Here is an 18,106-nt window from a genome sequence, read left to right as displayed (position 1 = left end):
TTTCTTTATTGTTTCAACTGCTTAATAAACTCTTGAAGCGCCACGCCCGGGTCAGCCTGTTTCATGAACTGTTCGCCCATCAGGAAACCTCTGAAGCCGCCTTCTTCTCTCAACCGGAGAACCGTCTGCGGGTTGGAGATGCCACTCTCGCTCACCCTGCACACATCCTTCGGAAGTTTCTCTGCCAATCTGAAGCTGTTCTCCACATCAGTAAAGAAGGTTCCGAGATTTCGGTTGTTGATGCCGTACATATCCGGTTCCAGTTCAGCATACTCGAAGTCGCGCTCATTATGCATCTCGAGCAGTACCTCCATGCCCAGCTGGTGTGCCATGTTCATGAGTTGCTTACACTCCTCCTTGGTCAGGCAGGCCGCAATGAGCAGCACGGCAGAAGCTCCGCAGTATCTCGCCTGCAGCAGCTGGTATTCCTCTACCACGAAGTTCTTATATAAGATAGGTAGGGTAACGCCCACATGGCGCGCCTCCTGAATATACTCATCATATCCTCCGAAGTAATCAATGTCGGTGAGGATGCTGAGCGCCGAGGCTCCGTTCTGCTGGTAGGCGAGCGGGATGATGCTCGGCTTACCTTCCTGTTTGATCCAGCCCTTAGAAGGCGATTTGCGCTTGAATTCAGCAATGATTCCCGTTTCCGAGTTCATCAGCGACTCCTTCATGCTTCCGCCCGGCACCTTTCCCCCATCTTCCTGCATTTTCTGCTCGGTGAGGGTTATCATCTGCCGTGGCTGGATAAAGCGCTTACGCTGCTCAATCTCTATTCTTTTATGAGCCACAATTTCCTCTAAAATATCAGCCATTTTTTTCGTTTTTTTATTTAAGATAAAGACTTGGGGAACCAGCGATGGAATCGCTGGGAACGGGGGGGGAGGGGGGGGGAACAAAGGGGTTAAGGCTCTTTTTACCTTTTTACCCTTTTACCTTTTTACTTTTAAAAGCCCTTTTTACCTTTAACTGTTGATCTCTACGAATTTCTTGAAGGTAGCGAGCGCCTTACCCGAGTCAATGCTCTCTCTTGCTATCTCCACACATTCCTCTATGCTCTTCTGTCCCTTCTCCATTACCTGGATGCCGAAGGCTGCATTGGCGAGAACGATGTTCTTCTGGGCTGGGAGGGCACGGTTTTCAAGTACTGCATCAAAGATGTCCTTAGCCTCTTCCTCGGTTGCTCCGCCTCGCACCTCTTCCGGTTTGGCTATCTCGAAACCGAGACCCTGAGGCTTGAAGATCTTCTCATAGTTGTTGGTGGTTACCTTGAAGTCGCCGGTGAGTGAAATTTCATCATATCCGTCGATGCTGTTAACAATGCCGAAATCAATGCCTAGTTTCTGGTAAACCTGATTGTAAAGGCGCATCTGGTCGAGATTGGCTACACCCAGCAACTGGCACTTAGGCTGACTAGGATTAACAAGAGGACCTAACAGGTTGAACACGGTAGGAAACTGCAAAGCCTTGCGGATAGGACCTACAAACTTCATTGCCTTGGCGAAGAGCTGGGCATGAAGATAAACGATGCCTGCCTCGTTGATGCTGCGGTTCAGCTTGTCTATATCATCGGTAAACTGGACACCGTGGTTCTTGATGACGTTGCTAGCACCGCTCACCGAAGTAGCCGCATAGTTGCCGTGCTTTGCCACCTTGTAACCCGCACCCGCAATGACGAAGCAGGAAGTAGTAGAAATGTTAAAGGTGTTCTTGCGGTCGCCACCGGTTCCCACCACGTCAATGTAGCGGTCGCAATCCAGGATGGCTGGCACGCCTGTGGCAAGAATTCCGTCACGGAAACCGAGCAGTTCATCTACCGTTACGCCTCTCATCTGCAAACCGGTGAGCAGGGCTGTAATCTGTTCCTCAGGAAAATCACTCTTAGTGATTCCTACAATGATGTCTCGGGTTTCCTCACGGGAAAGTTCCTCATGGTTCAACATTCTGTTCAAAATGTCCTTCATTTCCATAATTAATATCTCCTATATTTTTTGTTTTTATTTTTCGTTGTAAAAGAAAAGGGGCCTGTCGTAAGTTACGGCAGACCCCTAGTATATTATGTTGTTCACATCCACATACAGCGTCTCGACTCACGACTTCTGGAATCTTGAGTTACGCCACCACCATGATGTAGATACGAATGTATTCATATTGCTTTTTCTTTTAATTGTTTGTTACTACCAAAAACGAGGCGTTTCTTTCTTTTTAACGAAAAGATTCTCCTTCGTTCTTCATTTCTACCGCAAAAGTACAGTTTTTCTTTTAAACTACAAACTTTTTGTCGAGAAATTTTAAGATTTAACACTATTTTATCATCCAGCGCCCCTTTTTCTCCACTTTCGTCTCACGTTTTCTCCACTATACCTTATTATATATAGGGAGAAAGAAAAAGAAAAAATATTTCGCCTGAATGTAATAAATTTCCCAATACGCCGTTATTTATTTAGAGAACAGGTTACGGAAAGAGGAAAACTCATCCTCAAGACATGCCCGTTCTAAAAACAAATAACAAGAAGTATTATTCAAATAAAAAGATTCACGCCTATGAAGCAAGTATTTACACCAAAGAAAATGAGACCTTCGGCTCAGACCATCTACTTCATCAAGCAGATAGCCTACTCCTATCATACCATGGTGCAAAATGGGAAGCTAAAGGTGTGCTATCCTAACTAAAAGAAGAAGAAGAAAGATGAAAACAATGGTATCCCCTTCATTGCTCTCAGCCAACTTCATTGACCTGAAGAGTGATATAGAGATGATTAACAAGAGTGAGGCCGACTGGCTCCACCTCGATGTGATGGATGGTGTCTTCGTGCCCAACATCTCGTTCGGCTTCCCTGTGATAGAAGCCGTGAGCAAGGTGTGCACCAAGCCCCTCGATGTTCACTTTATGATACAGCACCCGGAAAATTACATTGAGCAGACTGCCAAGCTCGGTGCCATGATGATGAACGTGCACTACGAGGCCTGCACCCATCTGCACCGCACCATCCAGCAGATTCATGCAGCAGGCATGAAGGCAGGAGTTACCCTCAACCCTTCTACCCCGGTATGTGTACTAGAAGACATCATCTGCGATGTAGACATGGTACTTTTGATGAGCGTTAACCCAGGCTTCGGCGGACAGAAATTCATCGAGAACACCATCAAGAAGATAGGCCGTCTGCGCCAGCTCATCAAAGAGAGCGGAAGCCAGGCACTCATCGAGGTAGATGGCGGCGTGCAGGCAGAAACTGCTCCAAGACTGGTGAAAGCCGGAGTAGACGTGCTGGTAAGCGGAAGTTATGTGTTCAAGAGCACAGACCCTTATGCTACCATCCATGCCCTGAAAGAACTCCACTAATCAAGATTCAGATAGATATTGTGCTCCTTAGCCATCTTGCGGAGGTTAAGGAGCGCATAACGCATTCTTCCTAGACTCGTATTGATGCTCACATTGGTACACTCGGCTATATCCTTGAAAGACATCTGCTGATAATAACGCATATAAACCACCTCGCGTTGTGGAGCCGGCAGAAAGTCTACCAGTTTCTTCACATCACGGAGCACCTGTTTGCGTACCATCTCCTGCTCAGCACAGTCTGCCTGAAAATCTTCGCCTCGCAGACAGGAAAGATCATTGTCGTTCCCCTGTTCAACCATGCGGAATACACACTGACTGCGATAACCGTCGATGATGACATTATGCGCTATACGCATTAACCACGAAATAAATTTGCCAGAACAGGAATACTGGCCAGCATGCAAACGACTGATAGCCTTTACGAATGTCTCCTGGAAGATATCATTCGCCAGATCCTCATCGTGAACCACGAAAAGGATGTAAGAGAACAGTTTCACCTCGTTGCGTGAAAGCAACAGGTCAAAGGCTCTGTTGTCGCCCCCGACATAAGCCAGGGCCAACTCTTCGTCTGTCATATTATTGAGTTTTCTCATTTTCTTAATCTTATTTATTAAGTAAATGTCTATCCAATAGGCTACCCAGTATTTATTGCGTTAATAATGTTAAATATCGTTGCAAAGATAACAATTTATTTTGAAAACACCAAACTTTTTTGCAAAAACATTTAATTTTAACATTACCAGTACCTGTTTTCCAAATAAAATTCGTAACTTTGCACCGATGTGTTAAACATCAAACCCAAACAAACGAATAAACAGATTCATACAAATAAATAAATAAATACAAATAATCATAAAACTAGAACAAAGACAATGAAGAAATTCTTTAAGACCTTACTCGTTGCCCTGCTTCTCATCCCAGCCTGCGCTTGGGCCGACGGATGGAACGATGATGAATATCAGCGCATTGAACAGAGCATACAGTTGCCTAATATCAAGCAGGCAACCAAGAAGTATGTAATTTCTGCCTATGGAGCCAAGCAGAACGCTTCGGCTGCACAGAACCAGAAGGCAATCAACAAACTCATCGCCCTCGTCTCTAAGAAAGGTGGCGGTACCATCGTCATACCGAAGGGTACCTGGCGCACAGGAGCCATTGAGATGAAGAGCTTCGTAGAACTGAACCTCGAAGAAGGTGCCGTACTGCAGTTTGCCTTTGAGCCAAAACTCTATCCGCTGGTTCGCACCGCATGGGAAGGATTGGCATGCTGGAACTACTCTCCATGCATCTACGCCTACAAGGTTTCCGACATCGCCATTACCGGTAAAGGTACCATCGACGGAGGCGGCAACAATGATACATGGTGGCAGTGGAACGGCAATCCTTACTTCGGATACAAGGAGGGCGTAACCAAGGAACACCAGAAGATGGGCTCCCGCGCCAGACTGCAGAAAATGGCAGAAGACGGTGTGCCTTTCGATGAGCGCAAGTTCGGTATGGGACAGGGTCTCCGCCCTCAGCTCGTCAACTTCGTACGCTCTGAGCGCATTCTCATCAAGGACGTAAAGATGATCAACTCGCCTTTCTGGGTGATGCACCCTCTGCTCTGCAAGGACATCACGGTAGACGGCGTAACCGTTTGGAACGAAGGACCTAACGGAGACGGATGCGACCCTGAGGCATGCGAGAATGTACTCATCCAGAACTGTATCTTCCACACCGGCGACGACTGCATCGCCATTAAGAGCGGACGAAACAACGACGGACGTCTCTGGAACAAGCCATCCAAGAACATCATCATCCGCAACTGCCGCATGGAAGACGGACACGGTGGCGTAGTCATCGGTTCTGAGATTTCAGGCGGATGCGAGAATGTATACGCCGAGAACTGCGAGATGGACTCTCCTCATCTGGAACGCATCCTCCGCATCAAGACCAACAACTGCCGCGGCGGACTCATCCAGAACATCCACATGCGCAAGGTTACCGTAGGACAGTGTAAGGAAGCCGTGCTCAAAATCAACCTCGACTATGAGCCAAGAGAGGCTTGCTACCGCGGATTTGAACCTACCGTGCGCAACGTGAGCATGGAAGATGTTACCTGCCAGAAGAGCAACTACGGTGTGCTCATCATCGGTGGAAACAAGGTAGAAAACGTATACGACATCCATGTAAAGAACTGTAAGTTCGACGGTGTAGTGAAGCAGCCTACCAAGGTTACCGGCAAGACAAGAAACGTGAAGTTCGACAACCTCACAATCAACGGTTCCCTGGTTCTCAACAAGGAAGACCGTCCTTACCAGACCTACTCAGAGTGGCTCACCCACAGCGAGATGCAGCGCGTGCCTCAGTCTTACCTGCTCGACTTCAGCACTAAGCCAAAGTGGAGCTACGTAATGGGCATTGAGATGGAAGGTATGCTCGACACCTACCTCCATTACAAAGGCGGAAAGAGCACCTTCAAGGGAGCTGATGCCGATGCCAACAACGAGGCAATCATCAACTACCTGAAAGAATATCCTGCCAAGATGATTGACGAAAAGGGAAACATCACAGGCTACAAATATGAGGATTTCAACCTCGACAATGTGCGCACCGCGAAGTTCATCCTCCGCATGCACAACCTCTTCCCTAGCAAGAGCAGCAAACTGGCGCTAAAGACACTCTTCAAACAGCTTCAGAACCAGCCTCGCACCAAGGAAGGCGTTTACTGGCACAAGGCTATTTACGCCAACCAGGTATGGCTCGACGGCATCTTCATGGGTCTGCCTTTCTACTGCAACTACGCCGTACAGAACCTCAAGCCTAAGAAGGCGAAGAAGATTCTCGACGATGCGGTAGACCAGATTGTGAAGACCGACCTGCGTACCTACGATGAGAAGACCCAACTCTGGAAGCATGCATGGGACGAAACCCACAGCCAGTTCTGGGCAAACAAGGAAGACGGAAAGAGCCAGCATACCTGGGCAAGAGCCCTCGGATGGTACGTCATGGCGATGACCGAATGCCTCGATGCCATGCCTAAAGATTATGCTCGCCGCGGCGAAATCATCACCTTATTAAATAAGGCAATGAAGAGCGTGGTGAAATATCAGGATAAGAAGACGGGTGTATGGTACGATGTGATGGACGTAAAGGATCCTCGCAACTACCTCGAGAGCACCGCTTCAAGCATGTTTGCCTATGTTCTCCTCAAGGGTTACCGCAAGGGATACCTCGGCAAGGAATATCAGAAAGCAGGTATCAAGGCTTATGAGGGAATCCTGAACAACTTCATCCAGGTAAATCCTGACAAGACCATCAGCCTTACCCGCTGCTGTGCTGTCAGCGGACTCGGTCCTGGCCCTGGTCCATACGTCAAAAAGCCAAACTTCAAGCGCGACGGAAGTTTCGACTATTACATGAGCGAACCTATCCGCGACAATGATGCCAAGGGCGTAGGTCCTTTCATCTGGGCTAGTTTGGAAATGGAAATCCAGGGACTGAATAAGTAAAACTTAATTAATAGTTTAAAGTTAATAGTTTACAGCGGCTTCGCCGTATAACAAGATTGCCCTATAAACTATTAACTCTAAACTGTAAACTGAATTTAAAGAATTCTCACCGATGGAAAAGAAAATATTCACAACAATGGCAGCAGCACTCATGAGTGCTGCTGCTTTGGCACAAACTCCAGCCTTTCCGGGCGCAGAAGGTCACGGAAGATATGTAACCGGCGGAAGAGGCGGAAAAGTAGTACACGTAACCAATCTCAATGACAGCGGAACAGGTTCTTTCAGAGAGGCTGTCAAAACGGGAAAGAGAATCATCGTCTTCGATGTGGCTGGCGTCATCGCCCTGAAGTCTGAGCTCAAGATAGGTGACAACATCACCATCCTCGGACAGACTGCCCCATCTCCGGGCATCACCCTCAGATATTACACCGTTCAACCGGGCAACAACAACATCATCCGTTTCCTCCGCATACGCCGCGGAGAGGAGAAGGATATCAATGACGGTGCGGATGCTACCTGGCAGCGCAACAAGACCGGCATCATCTTCGACCACTGTTCCTTCAGCTGGAGTATCGATGAGGTGGCTTCATTCTACGACAACAACAATTTCACCATGCAGTGGTGTACCGTTGCCGAGAGTCTCACCAATCCGGGCCACTCTAAGGGAGCACATGGTTACGGAGGCATCTGGGGCGGTAAGCTCGCCAGCTTCCACCACAACTTCGTAGGCCATCTCATGAACCGCGGTCCCCGTTTCAATGGCGCAAGATACGGATGGACAGGCTACACCAGCAACAAAGATTACGATACATATCAGTGGAAGAACACCGTGCAGGCAGAAAACGTAGACTTCCGCAACTGCGTGATGTATAACGCACAGGGTACCTGCTACGGAGGTCCGGGCGGCGGACAGATCAACATCGTGAACAATTACTACAAGGCTGGACCAAGCCACAGTTTAAAAAGTACAACCCTGAACGGCCTCAAGGTAAGCGTAAGCTCCGGCAAGGAACGTGGAAACCAGGACCGTATCACGCAAGTAACCGTATCAACAAGTGGAAATTCTGACAAGAATCATCCTGAGTTCTACGGCATGACCAGCCGTTACTTCATCAACGGAAACACCACCGAAACCACCAAGGGTTCTGTTACCAAGAACAAGGACTGGAAGGGTGTGATATACGATGATGGAACCTATACTTATAATGGCGAGGAATATTCTGCTGACAAAAAGAATTTCTACGGAGATACCGTAGCCCACCAAACCATCAGTGGTGTTTCTTGTGTCAAGATCAAGATGGACGCTGCTGCTCCAACAGGAGAAGTTACCACCCACTCTGCTGCCGAAGCATTCAATAAAGTACTGACATACAGCGGAGCTTCGCTCTACCGCGATGAGATTGATGCGCGCTACATGGAAGAGGCAAAGACAGGTACAGCCAAGTATAAGGGAAGCATTACCCAATCACCTGGCATCATCGACAAGGTTTCAGATGTAAACGGCTACACCGGGGCAAACTTCGGCACCGCTTCTCGCCCTGTCGACTTCGACACCGATAAGGACGGCATTCCTGATGCATGGGAGACTGCCAACGGCTTAGATCCAAACGATGCTTCAGATGCCCTTACCTACTCACTTGACAGCAAGGAGTACTACACCAACCTTGAGGTTTACGCCAATTCGCTGGTTGAGGACATCATGAAGCAGGGCAATGCTGATGCAGAGAACAAGGTAGATGAATACTATCCTGCATGGAAGAATCCTACAGGCATCTCGCAGATCATCACCTCCAATCCCAGTGAATTAGCCGAAGTAAAGTATTACAGTCTCAACGGCACCCTCCTTTCTGCTCCTCAAAAAGGCATCAACATCCGCAAGATGCTGTTTCAGAACGGAAAGACCGTAGTGGATAAGGTAATAAAGGAATAAAACTTCTTATAAAACAAAAAGGGCATCCCCTCGTTTGGGAATGCCCTTTTGTTTTATAAGTTTATACAATCTGTTACTTTACATACTTCTTACCGTTCTTGATAATCAAGCCCTTTGCAGAAGAAGAAACCTCCTGACCAGCCATATTGTAGGTCTTACCATTCTTCTTGGCTGCGGCAGCGTTTACTGAAGAGATGCCGGTGCTAGTACCCAAAGCAAACTTAAAACCGAACACATCCATTTTACTGCCTTCAGTATATGCGTAATACTTTACACCTGCTTTTACAGGAAAATCTGTCTTAAGATAAACAGATTTACCTGATGTTTCAGGAATAGACTCTACAACCTTATTACCATCTTGATCTACAAAATGCTGAGTCTTATTCTTGTTCAGTTTATAACAGAAAGTGACAACACCGTCTTTTGTTGCTTCAAAAGCTACATAAGCACCAGATGAAGGAACCATATTTGAAACAGAAGCATTTGAACTACCAGTTACTTTGTAATCCATTCCTTCAAACTTACCATCTACTTTTTTATTATCTTTCCAAGTATCCTCTCCCCAAGTCATTGTAATATTAGGAACAGAAATGATTTTAGAACCACCTTCAGGAATTTCGCCATCAGAAACAGCATAAACGCCCTGTGCATTAACACTTGCAGCCAAAGCTACAGCTGCGATAAGAGTAAAGAATTTCTTCATAATCGTTTATTTTTAAGTTTATAAATTAAATTTAGTTGATGAATAACTGTATTGCAGTTTAATTCATTTGCTAGTTTATTTCGGTGGCAAAAATAATAAATCATTTTGAGAAATGAAGAAAAACATGAACCAAAACGAACTAAATCTACGAAAACGATTACGTAACTTTTGCACCGAAACCGAAACGAAAATACCTTAAATAAAAATAATAAGTGTATTTTTGCAACAACAAACTTAAAAATGTAAACTGAAAATAAAAATCATTAGTGTCCCGTTAAAATTGGGACGAGTTTAATATTAATCAAATAGCCCCGGAATGAGGGGACCAAATTGCTCTTTGACATCATTGGAATAAGTCTTATCGAACAGTTCCCTGAGCGGTGTTTTGTCCGTCAATGATATGCTGAGGATTTGCAAGACCTCGTAGGTCGAGCGTTTCAACTTCATATCGTGCTGGACAATCGCCACAAGGCAGTAGGCAGTAATAGCAGCCGCTATCTGTATTCTGACTGCGTTCTCGGTAGTTCCCCAGAACTTTTTGATCTTGAGGTGCTGCTTGAGCCACTTGAAGTAATTATGAGAAGCTTTACATAATTACTTTTATGACAAGAATAACATTATGAGAAGTGAATGGAAAAGTATTATTGAAGATCAGAACTTTAGGAGAATGCTTCTCCGTTCGACTTCTCATAATGATAACTATTTCTTCAGACCTCTGAGCCAATCTCTGAGATTTTTATTGTTTTCCCAAGATTTATCAGCCTCTCGGTTAGGTGTGAGATCTGTATACGCCTTTTCGAACGCCTCACGTTTTGCTTTAGAGTCTGCACGAGCATAAATGTCCGTTGTTTGAATAGAGACATGTCCTAGCAAATCTCTAATATAAATAAGGTTGACTCCAGCCTGTAGAAGATGCATAGCTCGACTATGACGTATAGAGTGACAACTAATCCTTTGCGGAATAAGTTCTGGAGACACCTTCCTTGCCATGTTTGCATAAGTACAAAGAATGTATGTGATACCCTCACGCGTTAGCTTTTCATTTCTGCCATTATAGAAAAGTGGAGACGCAGCTTTGTTGCAATCGTTAAGATGATTCTCTTCCATATATTCACATAGAATTGACACCTGTTCCTTTACAAGCGGTACTATTCGTGCTTTGCGTCCTTTTCCGAACAGACGTATGGTATATGGCTCATGGGTTATGCGCACACTATCCACAGTAAGATCTGCTATTTCAGAGACTCTTGCTCCCGTATCATACATTAGTGAGAGTAAAGCGAGATTTCTTCGGCCTCTCCAAGTTGATGTATCAGGCTGAGCCAGCAACAACTTGATACCTTCTATTGTCAGGTAGTTAAGTGTTGTCCCTGATGTTTTTATGGCTTTAATAGTTAGGATCTTTTGCCATTCTTCTATCATTTCTATGACGCTATATTGCAAGTAATGACAAAAAGAATGAATGGCAGCAAGCCGATAGTTACGTGTCGCTGCAGAGCATTTTCGCTTGTTAAGTAGCCATTCGAGATACTCGGTTACACTTACTCTCGTGAGATGTTTCAATTGCAATTTTTCAACTGTGATTCCTTTAATATCTTTCATGAAGTCAATAAATTGTACAAATGCATCTCTATAGGAGGATATGGTGTTAGGGCTTACATTACGCTCATGAGGCAGGTATTCTACCAGAAAGCGGCTTAAATGTTTGGCAAAGTCAGTCGTCGTAGTCATAGGCTTTACATATCTTTGGATAGACAAAAGCGTTGATTTCAGAACATTGCTCTTCCAATTCTGGATACATGTTGCATGTGAGGCGAACATACTGCTCTGTCGCTTTCAGCGAGTGATGTCCCAGGCATGTTGAGAGAATTGGCAAACTGGCATACAAGTCCATTCCTTTGTGCCCCATCTGTACAAGAGCATGTACTGCATTCGTATGTCGCAGGTCGTGAACGCGTGGTCCATGATGATTCCCCTTATGGGGAATTCCGCATGTGTCCAGCAATTTGCGCAGATGCTGATATACACTATTAGCCTTGATGCTAGTCCCGTCCGATTTTACAAACAAAAAACCATTTCCTGCAGCTATGTCTTTGATGGGCATATTGTTTCTATACTCCATATAAGATGTAAGTACCGTCTTCATCGACTCACATAAAGGTACGATCCTTTCACTTCCGTTCTTGGTTTTATCTAAGCGAATGTAACCTTCATCCAGATGAACATGTTTGTTGCGGATGGAAAGAGCCTCAGATATACGCATTCCTGTACTATATAGTAAACGAAGAAGAGCTGGCATGGCTATGAGAGCTGTACCCATGCGTATGTCATATAGTCTATATTCGTCCGCTGCAGAAAAGATTGCGCCAATCTGCTCCTTTGTGAATATATACGGAGTAAAATCAGACTTCGGTTGCTTGGGCATTCGTGGAATGAAGCATACACAGCCACACCTGCACATCAGTCTTGTCAATTGACACCATACGGAACATTTGGAATATAAAGTTCTGTCACAGTCCGCCACACGTGTAGCTCTCCACTTTTTGAAGAACACCTCTTTGATATGAGGATCCTTTAGGCACTCTGCATTGGCAAAGTCGTCAATCTCTTTCAATATCCATCTGGTACGCAACGCACTGATTCCTGCAGATATTTTAATGTCAAGAAGATGATTCATATATGAGGCTAACACGCTGGAATATTTAAATTGCTCAGCCATAGAACGCACCTCCTCTCTGTTTGTAAAAGGCATCTGGAACTGGCGGTACAGGAATGGCACACTCTATCAAAGACTTTATGTCAATCTTAAGATAAGTGAGAGTTGTTTCCGTACTGCGATGCCCTAGCGATTCGGATATGACAGGTAACGTCGTGCCTTTCTCAAGCATGACGCTTGCAAGAGAATGACGTAGAGAATGTGGACCATGATGCTTGGCCGATACATCTATTCCGGATTTACAGATGATGTTGTTTATTGCAGAGCATACCATACTTTTGGTTGCTGGCACATAAGGTGCCTTGCAAGAAAGAAATACATTCTGTGAAACTGTCTGAGGTCTTCCATGCTGCAAGTAATCTATGATGGCATTACCAACATCCGCAAGCAATGGCAACTCTATGACCTTTCCGGTCTTATGCATCACAAGGGTTAGTACATTGTTGTCCCAGTCTATATTAGAGAACTGTAGGTTGGCTATGTCCGAAGCTCGCAACCCCAAACGTGATGCAAGTAATAACATTGCATAGTTTCTCTTGCCAACGCCGCTGCTTCTATTCACGGAGTTCTCTACTATATTTACCTCTGCTGCTGTGTAAAACGAAGGAATACGCTCTTTCTTGCGCAGCTTATATGTGTCAAACAGACCATCAAACCTTCCATCTACAATATGCTCCGCTTTCCAGAAACGAAAGAGGACACGCAGGGCAGAAACTATGTTTACCTTGTTGGTCGGATGGGACGAGACAAACGACAAGATGTGTTTATCCGCAATCTCGGACACACTGTTGACACCACTGAGATTGAGATGAGTTAAGAACTCGCTTAGATACAAACGATAGTCATTTATAGTCACCAGACTTCTACGAAGAGAAGTAAGATGGATGATGAGTTTTTCCATCTCCATGCCAATCTTCCCATCGAGGGTATGGAAAACAGGAGTGAAACAACGCTTACGTATAAGCCCTAACGAAAGCATATCGTCAAGGACTTGAATACTGCGAATCATTTCACGCTCCTGGTGACGAATCTCACCATAATGATGACAGGTTGACAGGAACTCTTCACCAATAGAAGGGGAATAATTCTCAATGTCGTGAGCCGACATGTAGTGGACGATGCCTTTACGCCATAGACATTTATACACAGATATTCTATTCTCTGTGTAACAATGGTCTTCAAAGTACTTGATGCATCGATCCATTAGGACTTGAATCTTTACTTCTTGCATAATATATAATATTTAGTTTTGGGGCTTATGCCCTATACTGTAATATAACGTTATGAGAAGTATTTATGATAAGTTTTTGCTGTAAAATTCATATAATCAACAATTTTTCACAGGTCAAATCTGTCTAACTTGACATAATGATATTCTTGTCATAAAAGAACAGCTCTATCTGCCAACGGTTCTTGTAGAGGTCGGCTATCTGCTGGGCTGTCAAGTCCATCGCATTAGTCAGGAACATGAACTCACGGTCTTGCTCCTCATCGTAGTATCTGACGAGTCGGAGATTATCGGGATAGTCCTTGCGGCTGTTATAGACAGTCAGTTCAATCTCAGCGTCAGAGAGTATGTTCTTGGGCATCCGCCGCTTCCACTTGACACATTTGTACTGCAAGTTCGTCTTGGCTCTGACAACGAAGCAAGACTCCATCCGCTGTATGCGGAAAAGCTCCTTGAAGTTGTTGTAACCACGGTCGAAGATGTAGTAAGCACCTGTCTCATAAGGAATTTCTGGCATGGCCTTGGAATCATGGACTGAGGCAGTGGTGATGTGATAGAAGGCTGGTACTTGTACCTCTAGGTCATATAGAACATGAACCTTGACACCACCTTTCTTCTTGCGGAACTTAGCCCACCAGAACACCGACAGACAGAGCGGTATCGTCGTTGAATCAAACGCATAGACCTTGCCACCGAGTTTGAAGATGTCTGCTGCCCGATTCCGTCTCGCCTGCTCCATCATGTAGAAGGCAAACTCCTCAAAGATGCGGTAGTCGCGGTTCTGATTGACAGTCGCCAGTGTAGTCTTGGCAATGGGCTTGCGTCCTAAGCCGAGATGAAAACACTTTGACTGATGGGCTTCCAATGCCACAATCAGGTCTCGCAGACTCTCACGGTTACTGAGTTGACCGAACATCAGCGCAAGGAGTTGATTCCAGCAGGTGAGATGCTTGACATACTTGTCACCATCGTACTTGCGAGCAAGGTAATTGAAGTGATTTCTGTCAAGGAATGCTATCAATTGGGAGAAAACGAACTTATCTTTGAACATACGCAGCCGTGTATTTGGCTGCAAAGTTACGAATTCAAGTCCGTTGACTCTAGAAACTGCTCATAAAAGACTTATTTTCAACGATTTCAAAGAACGATTAGTCCACTTTAACGGGACGGTAGTGAATAAAAATAATAAGTACAACAACCTAAAAAGGCAAACAAATGAAAAAGGATCTACTCAGATTTGGGCTCTCACTCATAGCCCTGTTTGTTATGGTAGTGGCAAATGCGCAAACCTACCAAAACGAAGAAGCTAGCGTTTCATGGCCGTTTAATGACGACAACTACGCTACGCAGTACACTAAATCACCAGAAAATGGTTTCAGTCTGGTTTCCGTAAACACCGGTGACTTGAAGTATTCTCTCAAGACATCACAGACTACAAAAGACAAAGACGGAAACAAGATGGTCATGGCTGGTTTCGGTCCTGTTGGCACAACAAAAGCCGTAGAATGGACCGTAAAACCAAGCAAGGGTCTCACATTCACCCCAACATCTATCAGTACCTACGTAAACCGATTCGGTACAGATGCAGAAAATGGAGTAACCGTAACCGCCAAACTTAGCGACGGAACTTCTGTAGACTTGGGTAATTTCACGGCATTAAGAGAGAACAAGACAACAGAGACTGACAAATATAAGGATCACGAAAACCTGACCAACCATATCGTCATCCAGCTCACTGCCGAGCAGCAAGCCCAACTGACATCAGCTGAAGGCTTCACGCTAAGTTGCACCGTCGGCGTTGGCTCTAATAAGCAGCAAGGCTTTGCCGATGTACACATCAATGGTCTCTTGAACGGAACCGTTCAGCAGGTTGAACAGTACACCCTGTCGGCTGCCGTTTCAACCATAGGAGCAGGAACAGTCAAAGTATCTCCTGCAGGAACCGTATTTGATGCAGAGACATCAATCACCGTAACAGCAACAAAGAATTTCGGCTACAAGTTTGTCAACTGGACAGATGCCAACAACCAGGTGGTATCTACAGATGAAGCATACACCTTCTCTATCTCAACCAACACAGCATTGAAGGCAAACTTTGAGAAGATAAACACCTACGCTTTGAATTACAAGGTTGAAGGTGGAGCAAAAGACTATATGATAAGTGCCTCTCCTGTCCCAACCGTTGTTGAAGGAAAGAACATGTATGAAGAGGGAACAGAGGTAACTCTCACAGCCAACAGCAACGACATCCTCACCTTCACCAACTGGAATGATGGTGAAACAGGAGCTGAACGCAAAATAAATATGAACGCCGACCAGTCATTCACAGCAGCATATTCTTCAAAAGACTTCATCGCAGGCTGGGACTTCTATAAGGAAGCCAAATCTGGTCGAGCAGCAGACTTCGCTGCAGAAGACAACGATGCAGACCAGCTCATCTTGCGTGATGCTGACGGGAACGCATACAGTTGGCTCGACAAGAGCAACAGCGCAGGCGGCTACGAAGGAAAGAATGCTGCAGTAAACTGGACCACAGTCAGCACAAAGCCACTGGGTGAGACCTACTGGCAGACCAAGATCAACGCAACAGCCTTTACCGACATCAAGGTAAAGAGCAGCATGCTCTACAATTATAACGCATACGAAACATATAATGTAGAATACTCTCTCAACGGAACCGACTGGACCAAAGTAGGTGCCATCAATATGCCAGGAGCCAAAGCCTGGACAGACGGAGAGTTCACTCTCCCATCCGATGCCAACAACAAGGCAGAAGTATACATCCGCTGGATTGCCGACAAGACTTCTTCTATCAAGGGAGCAACAGGCAACAACGACGGAATTGCAATAGCAGGTATCTATATCACAGGTACTGCCCAGCTCGTAAACGACGGCAAGGCACCTGTACTCGTAAACACCGTACCAGCAGAAGGCGCAACCAACGCATCTGCCAACGGCAAGATTGTACTGACTTTTGATGAGAAGGTAAAACTCACCGGCAACGCAGCCGCTACACTCGGCACACAAAAGATTGAAGGAGCCGTATCCGGCAAGACCATCACCTTTGCATACAAAGGTTTGAACTACGCTACGGCTTATACCTTCACACTCGCTGCAGGCTCGGTAGCCGACCTGACAGACAATGCTACAGACCAGGCAATCGTTCTGAACTTCACTACCAAGACCAAGCCAGCTGTAACCAAGGCACTCTACGACTTCATCGTCCCAACCGACGGCGGCTTCAAGGCAGCACTTGCAGCAGCAGCCAAGCGCACAGATACCAGCAAGCGTTTCCGCATCTTCATCAAGCAGGGCGACTACAAGATTCCTGCTGACGAAAACAGCAAGGTAACTGGCGGTGACGGTAAGAGTTATGCCAACCCAACCACCTATATGAATACGCCAAACGTATCTATCATCGGTGAGGGCATGGACAACACCTCTCTGACCAACACCATTCCTGATGCAGAATATAAGAACGCGAATCAGAAAAACCCAGCCAACGTATTGGAAGGTATCGGCAAGGGCGACGTACTCTGCCTGCAGAAGGAAGCTACGGGTACCTACTTCCAGGATCTGAAGATGTACAGCAGCATGGGCGACGACAAGGGTCGCGACATCGTACTCAACGACCAGAGCAACAAGACCATCTGCAAGAACGTAAACCTCTGGGCTTACCAGGATACCTACGTATCAAACAACCAGAATGGTAAATTCTACTTTGAAGATGGAATCCTTCGTGGTCGTACCGACTACCTTTGCGGTAAGGGTGACGTATATTATAATAATGTAGAACTCTGGATTTGCGAAAAGGGAGGCTACCTCGCCGTTCCTTCTCAACCAAAGAAGTATGGCTACATCTTCAAAGACTGTACCATCAAGGATGCTACTGAGGCAAAAGACCTGAATGGTAACTACACCTTAGGTCGTCCATGGGGCAAGGGAACACCTATCGCGCTCTACATTGACACCAAGATGGAAGCCATCCCTTCAGCAGCAGGATGGGATGAAATGAGTGGCGGATATCCTAAGCGTTTCGCAGAGTACAACTCTACCACATCAACAGGTAGTACAGTTGACCTCAAGGACAGAAAGAAAGTTTATGATGCCTACGACTCAAAGAATGGTGACAATTATGTAAACCGTCGCAATGAAACAGCAGAAAGTCCTATCCTCGCAGCAGAGGAAGCTGCGTTCTACACTGTTGAAAACATAATGGGTCAGGATGATGACTGGGATCCTACAGCAGCCACCGAGCAGGCTTCAGCTCCAACCAACGTAAAGTTGAACGGCACAACCCTCGCTTGGGACAATAACGACTACGCGCTTCTCTGGGCAGTATGCAAGAACGGCAAGGTAGTAGACTTCACCATCACTCCTAGCTATATCGTTGATGACGCCTCTGCAACATGGAGCGTACGTGCAGCCAACGAGATGGGCGGTTTGAGCGAAGCTACAGTTGTTGGTCAGGGCACCGGTATCCGCAACATCGCCACAGCTACAGCAGCAGTCATCAAGACCGCCATCTATGCAGCCGACGGCACCCAACTCTCAAATCTTCAGAAGGGTATCAACATCATTGTGAAGATCCTGGCAGATGGCAGCAAGAAGACAAGCAAGGTCATCGTAAAGTAAAGAAACAGAGACCATAAGTAATTAGATTGACAGATAACATTCGGAGTGCAATAT

Annotated in this window: 13 protein-coding genes and 1 pseudogene; 5 read left to right on the top strand and 9 right to left on the bottom strand. The window is 45.8% G+C overall.

The genetic code is table 11. From position 1 onward, the window contains the following. Window positions 1–5: 5 nt before the first annotated feature. Both trpC and trpD read right to left on the bottom strand, forming a co-directional pair. The gene (gene trpC / locus ONT19_RS01625; protein WP_118151989.1) at window positions 6–818 is read right to left on the bottom strand and encodes an indole-3-glycerol phosphate synthase TrpC; all 813 of its coding nucleotides are present in this window, start codon (window positions 816–818) and stop codon (window positions 6–8) included. Window positions 819–968: 150 nt separating this feature from the next. Continuing rightward, a complete protein-coding gene (gene trpD / locus ONT19_RS01620) occupies window positions 969–1,973 on the bottom strand; it encodes an anthranilate phosphoribosyltransferase (RefSeq protein ID WP_182429546.1) in 1,005 nt (334 codons plus the stop codon). A 574-nt stretch (window positions 1,974–2,547) separates the two neighbouring features. Between trpD and ONT19_RS01615 the strand changes: the two genes are divergently transcribed. Further along, window positions 2,548–2,676, top strand: coding sequence for a hypothetical protein (locus ONT19_RS01615; RefSeq protein WP_022120798.1), 129 nt, complete (start codon window positions 2,548–2,550; stop codon window positions 2,674–2,676). Between the two features lie 16 nt (window positions 2,677–2,692). Further along, entirely contained in the window at window positions 2,693–3,346 is a 654-nt protein-coding gene (gene rpe, locus ONT19_RS01610) for a ribulose-phosphate 3-epimerase (RefSeq protein WP_117727141.1), read from the top strand. Here rpe and ONT19_RS01605 read toward each other — a convergent pair. Next, window positions 3,343–3,939 carry a sigma-70 family RNA polymerase sigma factor gene (locus ONT19_RS01605; protein ID WP_118253824.1) on the bottom strand — a complete coding sequence of 199 codons (597 nt, stop codon included), beginning with the start codon at window positions 3,937–3,939 and terminating at the stop codon, window positions 3,343–3,345. The two genes, rpe and ONT19_RS01605, sit on opposite strands and share 4 nt — an antisense overlap. 279 nt (window positions 3,940–4,218) lie before the next feature. Between ONT19_RS01605 and ONT19_RS01600 the strand changes: the two genes are divergently transcribed. Next, window positions 4,219–6,840 carry a glycoside hydrolase family 88 protein gene (locus ONT19_RS01600; protein WP_264952442.1) on the top strand — a complete coding sequence of 874 codons (2,622 nt, stop codon included), beginning with the start codon at window positions 4,219–4,221 and terminating at the stop codon, window positions 6,838–6,840. A gap of 112 nt (window positions 6,841–6,952) precedes the next feature. Beyond that, window positions 6,953–8,770, top strand: a complete 1,818-nt coding sequence (locus ONT19_RS01595) for a pectate lyase (protein ID WP_264952443.1) — start codon at window positions 6,953–6,955, stop codon at window positions 8,768–8,770. 73 nt (window positions 8,771–8,843) lie between these two features. On the opposite strand, the gene ONT19_RS01590 is transcribed toward ONT19_RS01595, so the two are convergent. From ONT19_RS01590 to ONT19_RS01565, 6 genes and pseudogenes are all read right to left on the bottom strand, one after another. Next, window positions 8,844–9,473 carry a hypothetical protein gene (locus tag ONT19_RS01590; RefSeq protein ID WP_153094465.1) on the bottom strand — a complete coding sequence of 210 codons (630 nt, stop codon included), beginning with the start codon at window positions 9,471–9,473 and terminating at the stop codon, window positions 8,844–8,846. A 297-nt stretch (window positions 9,474–9,770) separates the two neighbouring features. Next, window positions 9,771–10,046: pseudogene (locus ONT19_RS01585) on the bottom strand (IS4 family transposase); the annotation flags it as partial. A gap of 126 nt (window positions 10,047–10,172) precedes the next feature. Further along, the gene (locus tag ONT19_RS01580; protein ID WP_264952112.1) at window positions 10,173–11,204 is read right to left on the bottom strand and encodes a site-specific integrase; all 1,032 of its coding nucleotides are present in this window, start codon (window positions 11,202–11,204) and stop codon (window positions 10,173–10,175) included. Beyond that, a complete protein-coding gene (locus ONT19_RS01575) occupies window positions 11,188–12,192 on the bottom strand; it encodes a tyrosine-type recombinase/integrase (RefSeq protein WP_264952113.1) in 1,005 nt (334 codons plus the stop codon). The genes ONT19_RS01580 and ONT19_RS01575 overlap by 17 nt, the downstream gene beginning before the upstream one ends. Continuing rightward, window positions 12,185–13,393, bottom strand: a complete 1,209-nt coding sequence (locus ONT19_RS01570; protein WP_264952114.1) for a site-specific integrase — start codon at window positions 13,391–13,393, stop codon at window positions 12,185–12,187. Before ONT19_RS01570 ends, ONT19_RS01575 begins: the two co-directional genes overlap by 8 nt. Before the next feature lie 151 nt (window positions 13,394–13,544). Further along, entirely contained in the window at window positions 13,545–14,468 is a 924-nt protein-coding gene (locus ONT19_RS01565; protein ID WP_264964873.1) for an IS4 family transposase, read from the bottom strand. Window positions 14,469–14,632: 164 nt separating this feature from the next. On the opposite strand from ONT19_RS01565, the gene ONT19_RS01560 reads away from it, so the two are divergent. Further along, on the top strand, window positions 14,633–18,052 hold the full coding sequence (locus tag ONT19_RS01560; RefSeq protein WP_264952445.1) for an Ig-like domain-containing protein: 3,420 nt from the start codon (window positions 14,633–14,635) through the stop codon (window positions 18,050–18,052). The last annotated feature ends 54 nt before the right edge of the window (window positions 18,053–18,106 follow it).

The organism is Segatella copri (genome assembly GCF_026015625.1).
Taxonomy (GTDB): domain Bacteria; phylum Bacteroidota; class Bacteroidia; order Bacteroidales; family Bacteroidaceae; genus Prevotella; species Prevotella copri_H.
The sequence above is the reverse complement of the archived record's forward strand: the minus strand, read 5'-3'. Positions and strand labels throughout refer to the sequence as shown.

What these genes read in the sequence shown, in the direction of transcription:
- trpC (WP_118151989.1), bottom strand. Translation starts at nt 818, where the DNA reads ATGGCTGATATTTTAGAGGAAATTGTGGCTCATAAAAGAATAGAGATT.
- trpD (WP_182429546.1), bottom strand. Translation starts at nt 1,973, where the DNA reads ATGGAAATGAAGGACATTTTGAACAGAATGTTGAACCATGAGGAACTT.
- ONT19_RS01615 (WP_022120798.1), top strand. Translation starts at nt 2,548, where the DNA reads ATGAAGCAAGTATTTACACCAAAGAAAATGAGACCTTCGGCTCAGACC.
- rpe (WP_117727141.1), top strand. Translation starts at nt 2,693, where the DNA reads ATGAAAACAATGGTATCCCCTTCATTGCTCTCAGCCAACTTCATTGAC.
- ONT19_RS01605 (WP_118253824.1), bottom strand. Translation starts at nt 3,939, where the DNA reads ATGAGAAAACTCAATAATATGACAGACGAAGAGTTGGCCCTGGCTTAT.
- ONT19_RS01600 (WP_264952442.1), top strand. Translation starts at nt 4,219, where the DNA reads ATGAAGAAATTCTTTAAGACCTTACTCGTTGCCCTGCTTCTCATCCCA.
- ONT19_RS01595 (WP_264952443.1), top strand. Translation starts at nt 6,953, where the DNA reads ATGGAAAAGAAAATATTCACAACAATGGCAGCAGCACTCATGAGTGCT.
- ONT19_RS01590 (WP_153094465.1), bottom strand. Translation starts at nt 9,473, where the DNA reads ATGAAGAAATTCTTTACTCTTATCGCAGCTGTAGCTTTGGCTGCAAGT.
- ONT19_RS01580 (WP_264952112.1), bottom strand. Translation starts at nt 11,204, where the DNA reads ATGACTACGACGACTGACTTTGCCAAACATTTAAGCCGCTTTCTGGTA.
- ONT19_RS01575 (WP_264952113.1), bottom strand. Translation starts at nt 12,192, where the DNA reads ATGGCTGAGCAATTTAAATATTCCAGCGTGTTAGCCTCATATATGAAT.
- ONT19_RS01570 (WP_264952114.1), bottom strand. Translation starts at nt 13,393, where the DNA reads ATGGATCGATGCATCAAGTACTTTGAAGACCATTGTTACACAGAGAAT.
- ONT19_RS01565 (WP_264964873.1), bottom strand. Translation starts at nt 14,468, where the DNA reads ATGTTCAAAGATAAGTTCGTTTTCTCCCAATTGATAGCATTCCTTGAC.
- ONT19_RS01560 (WP_264952445.1), top strand. Translation starts at nt 14,633, where the DNA reads ATGAAAAAGGATCTACTCAGATTTGGGCTCTCACTCATAGCCCTGTTT.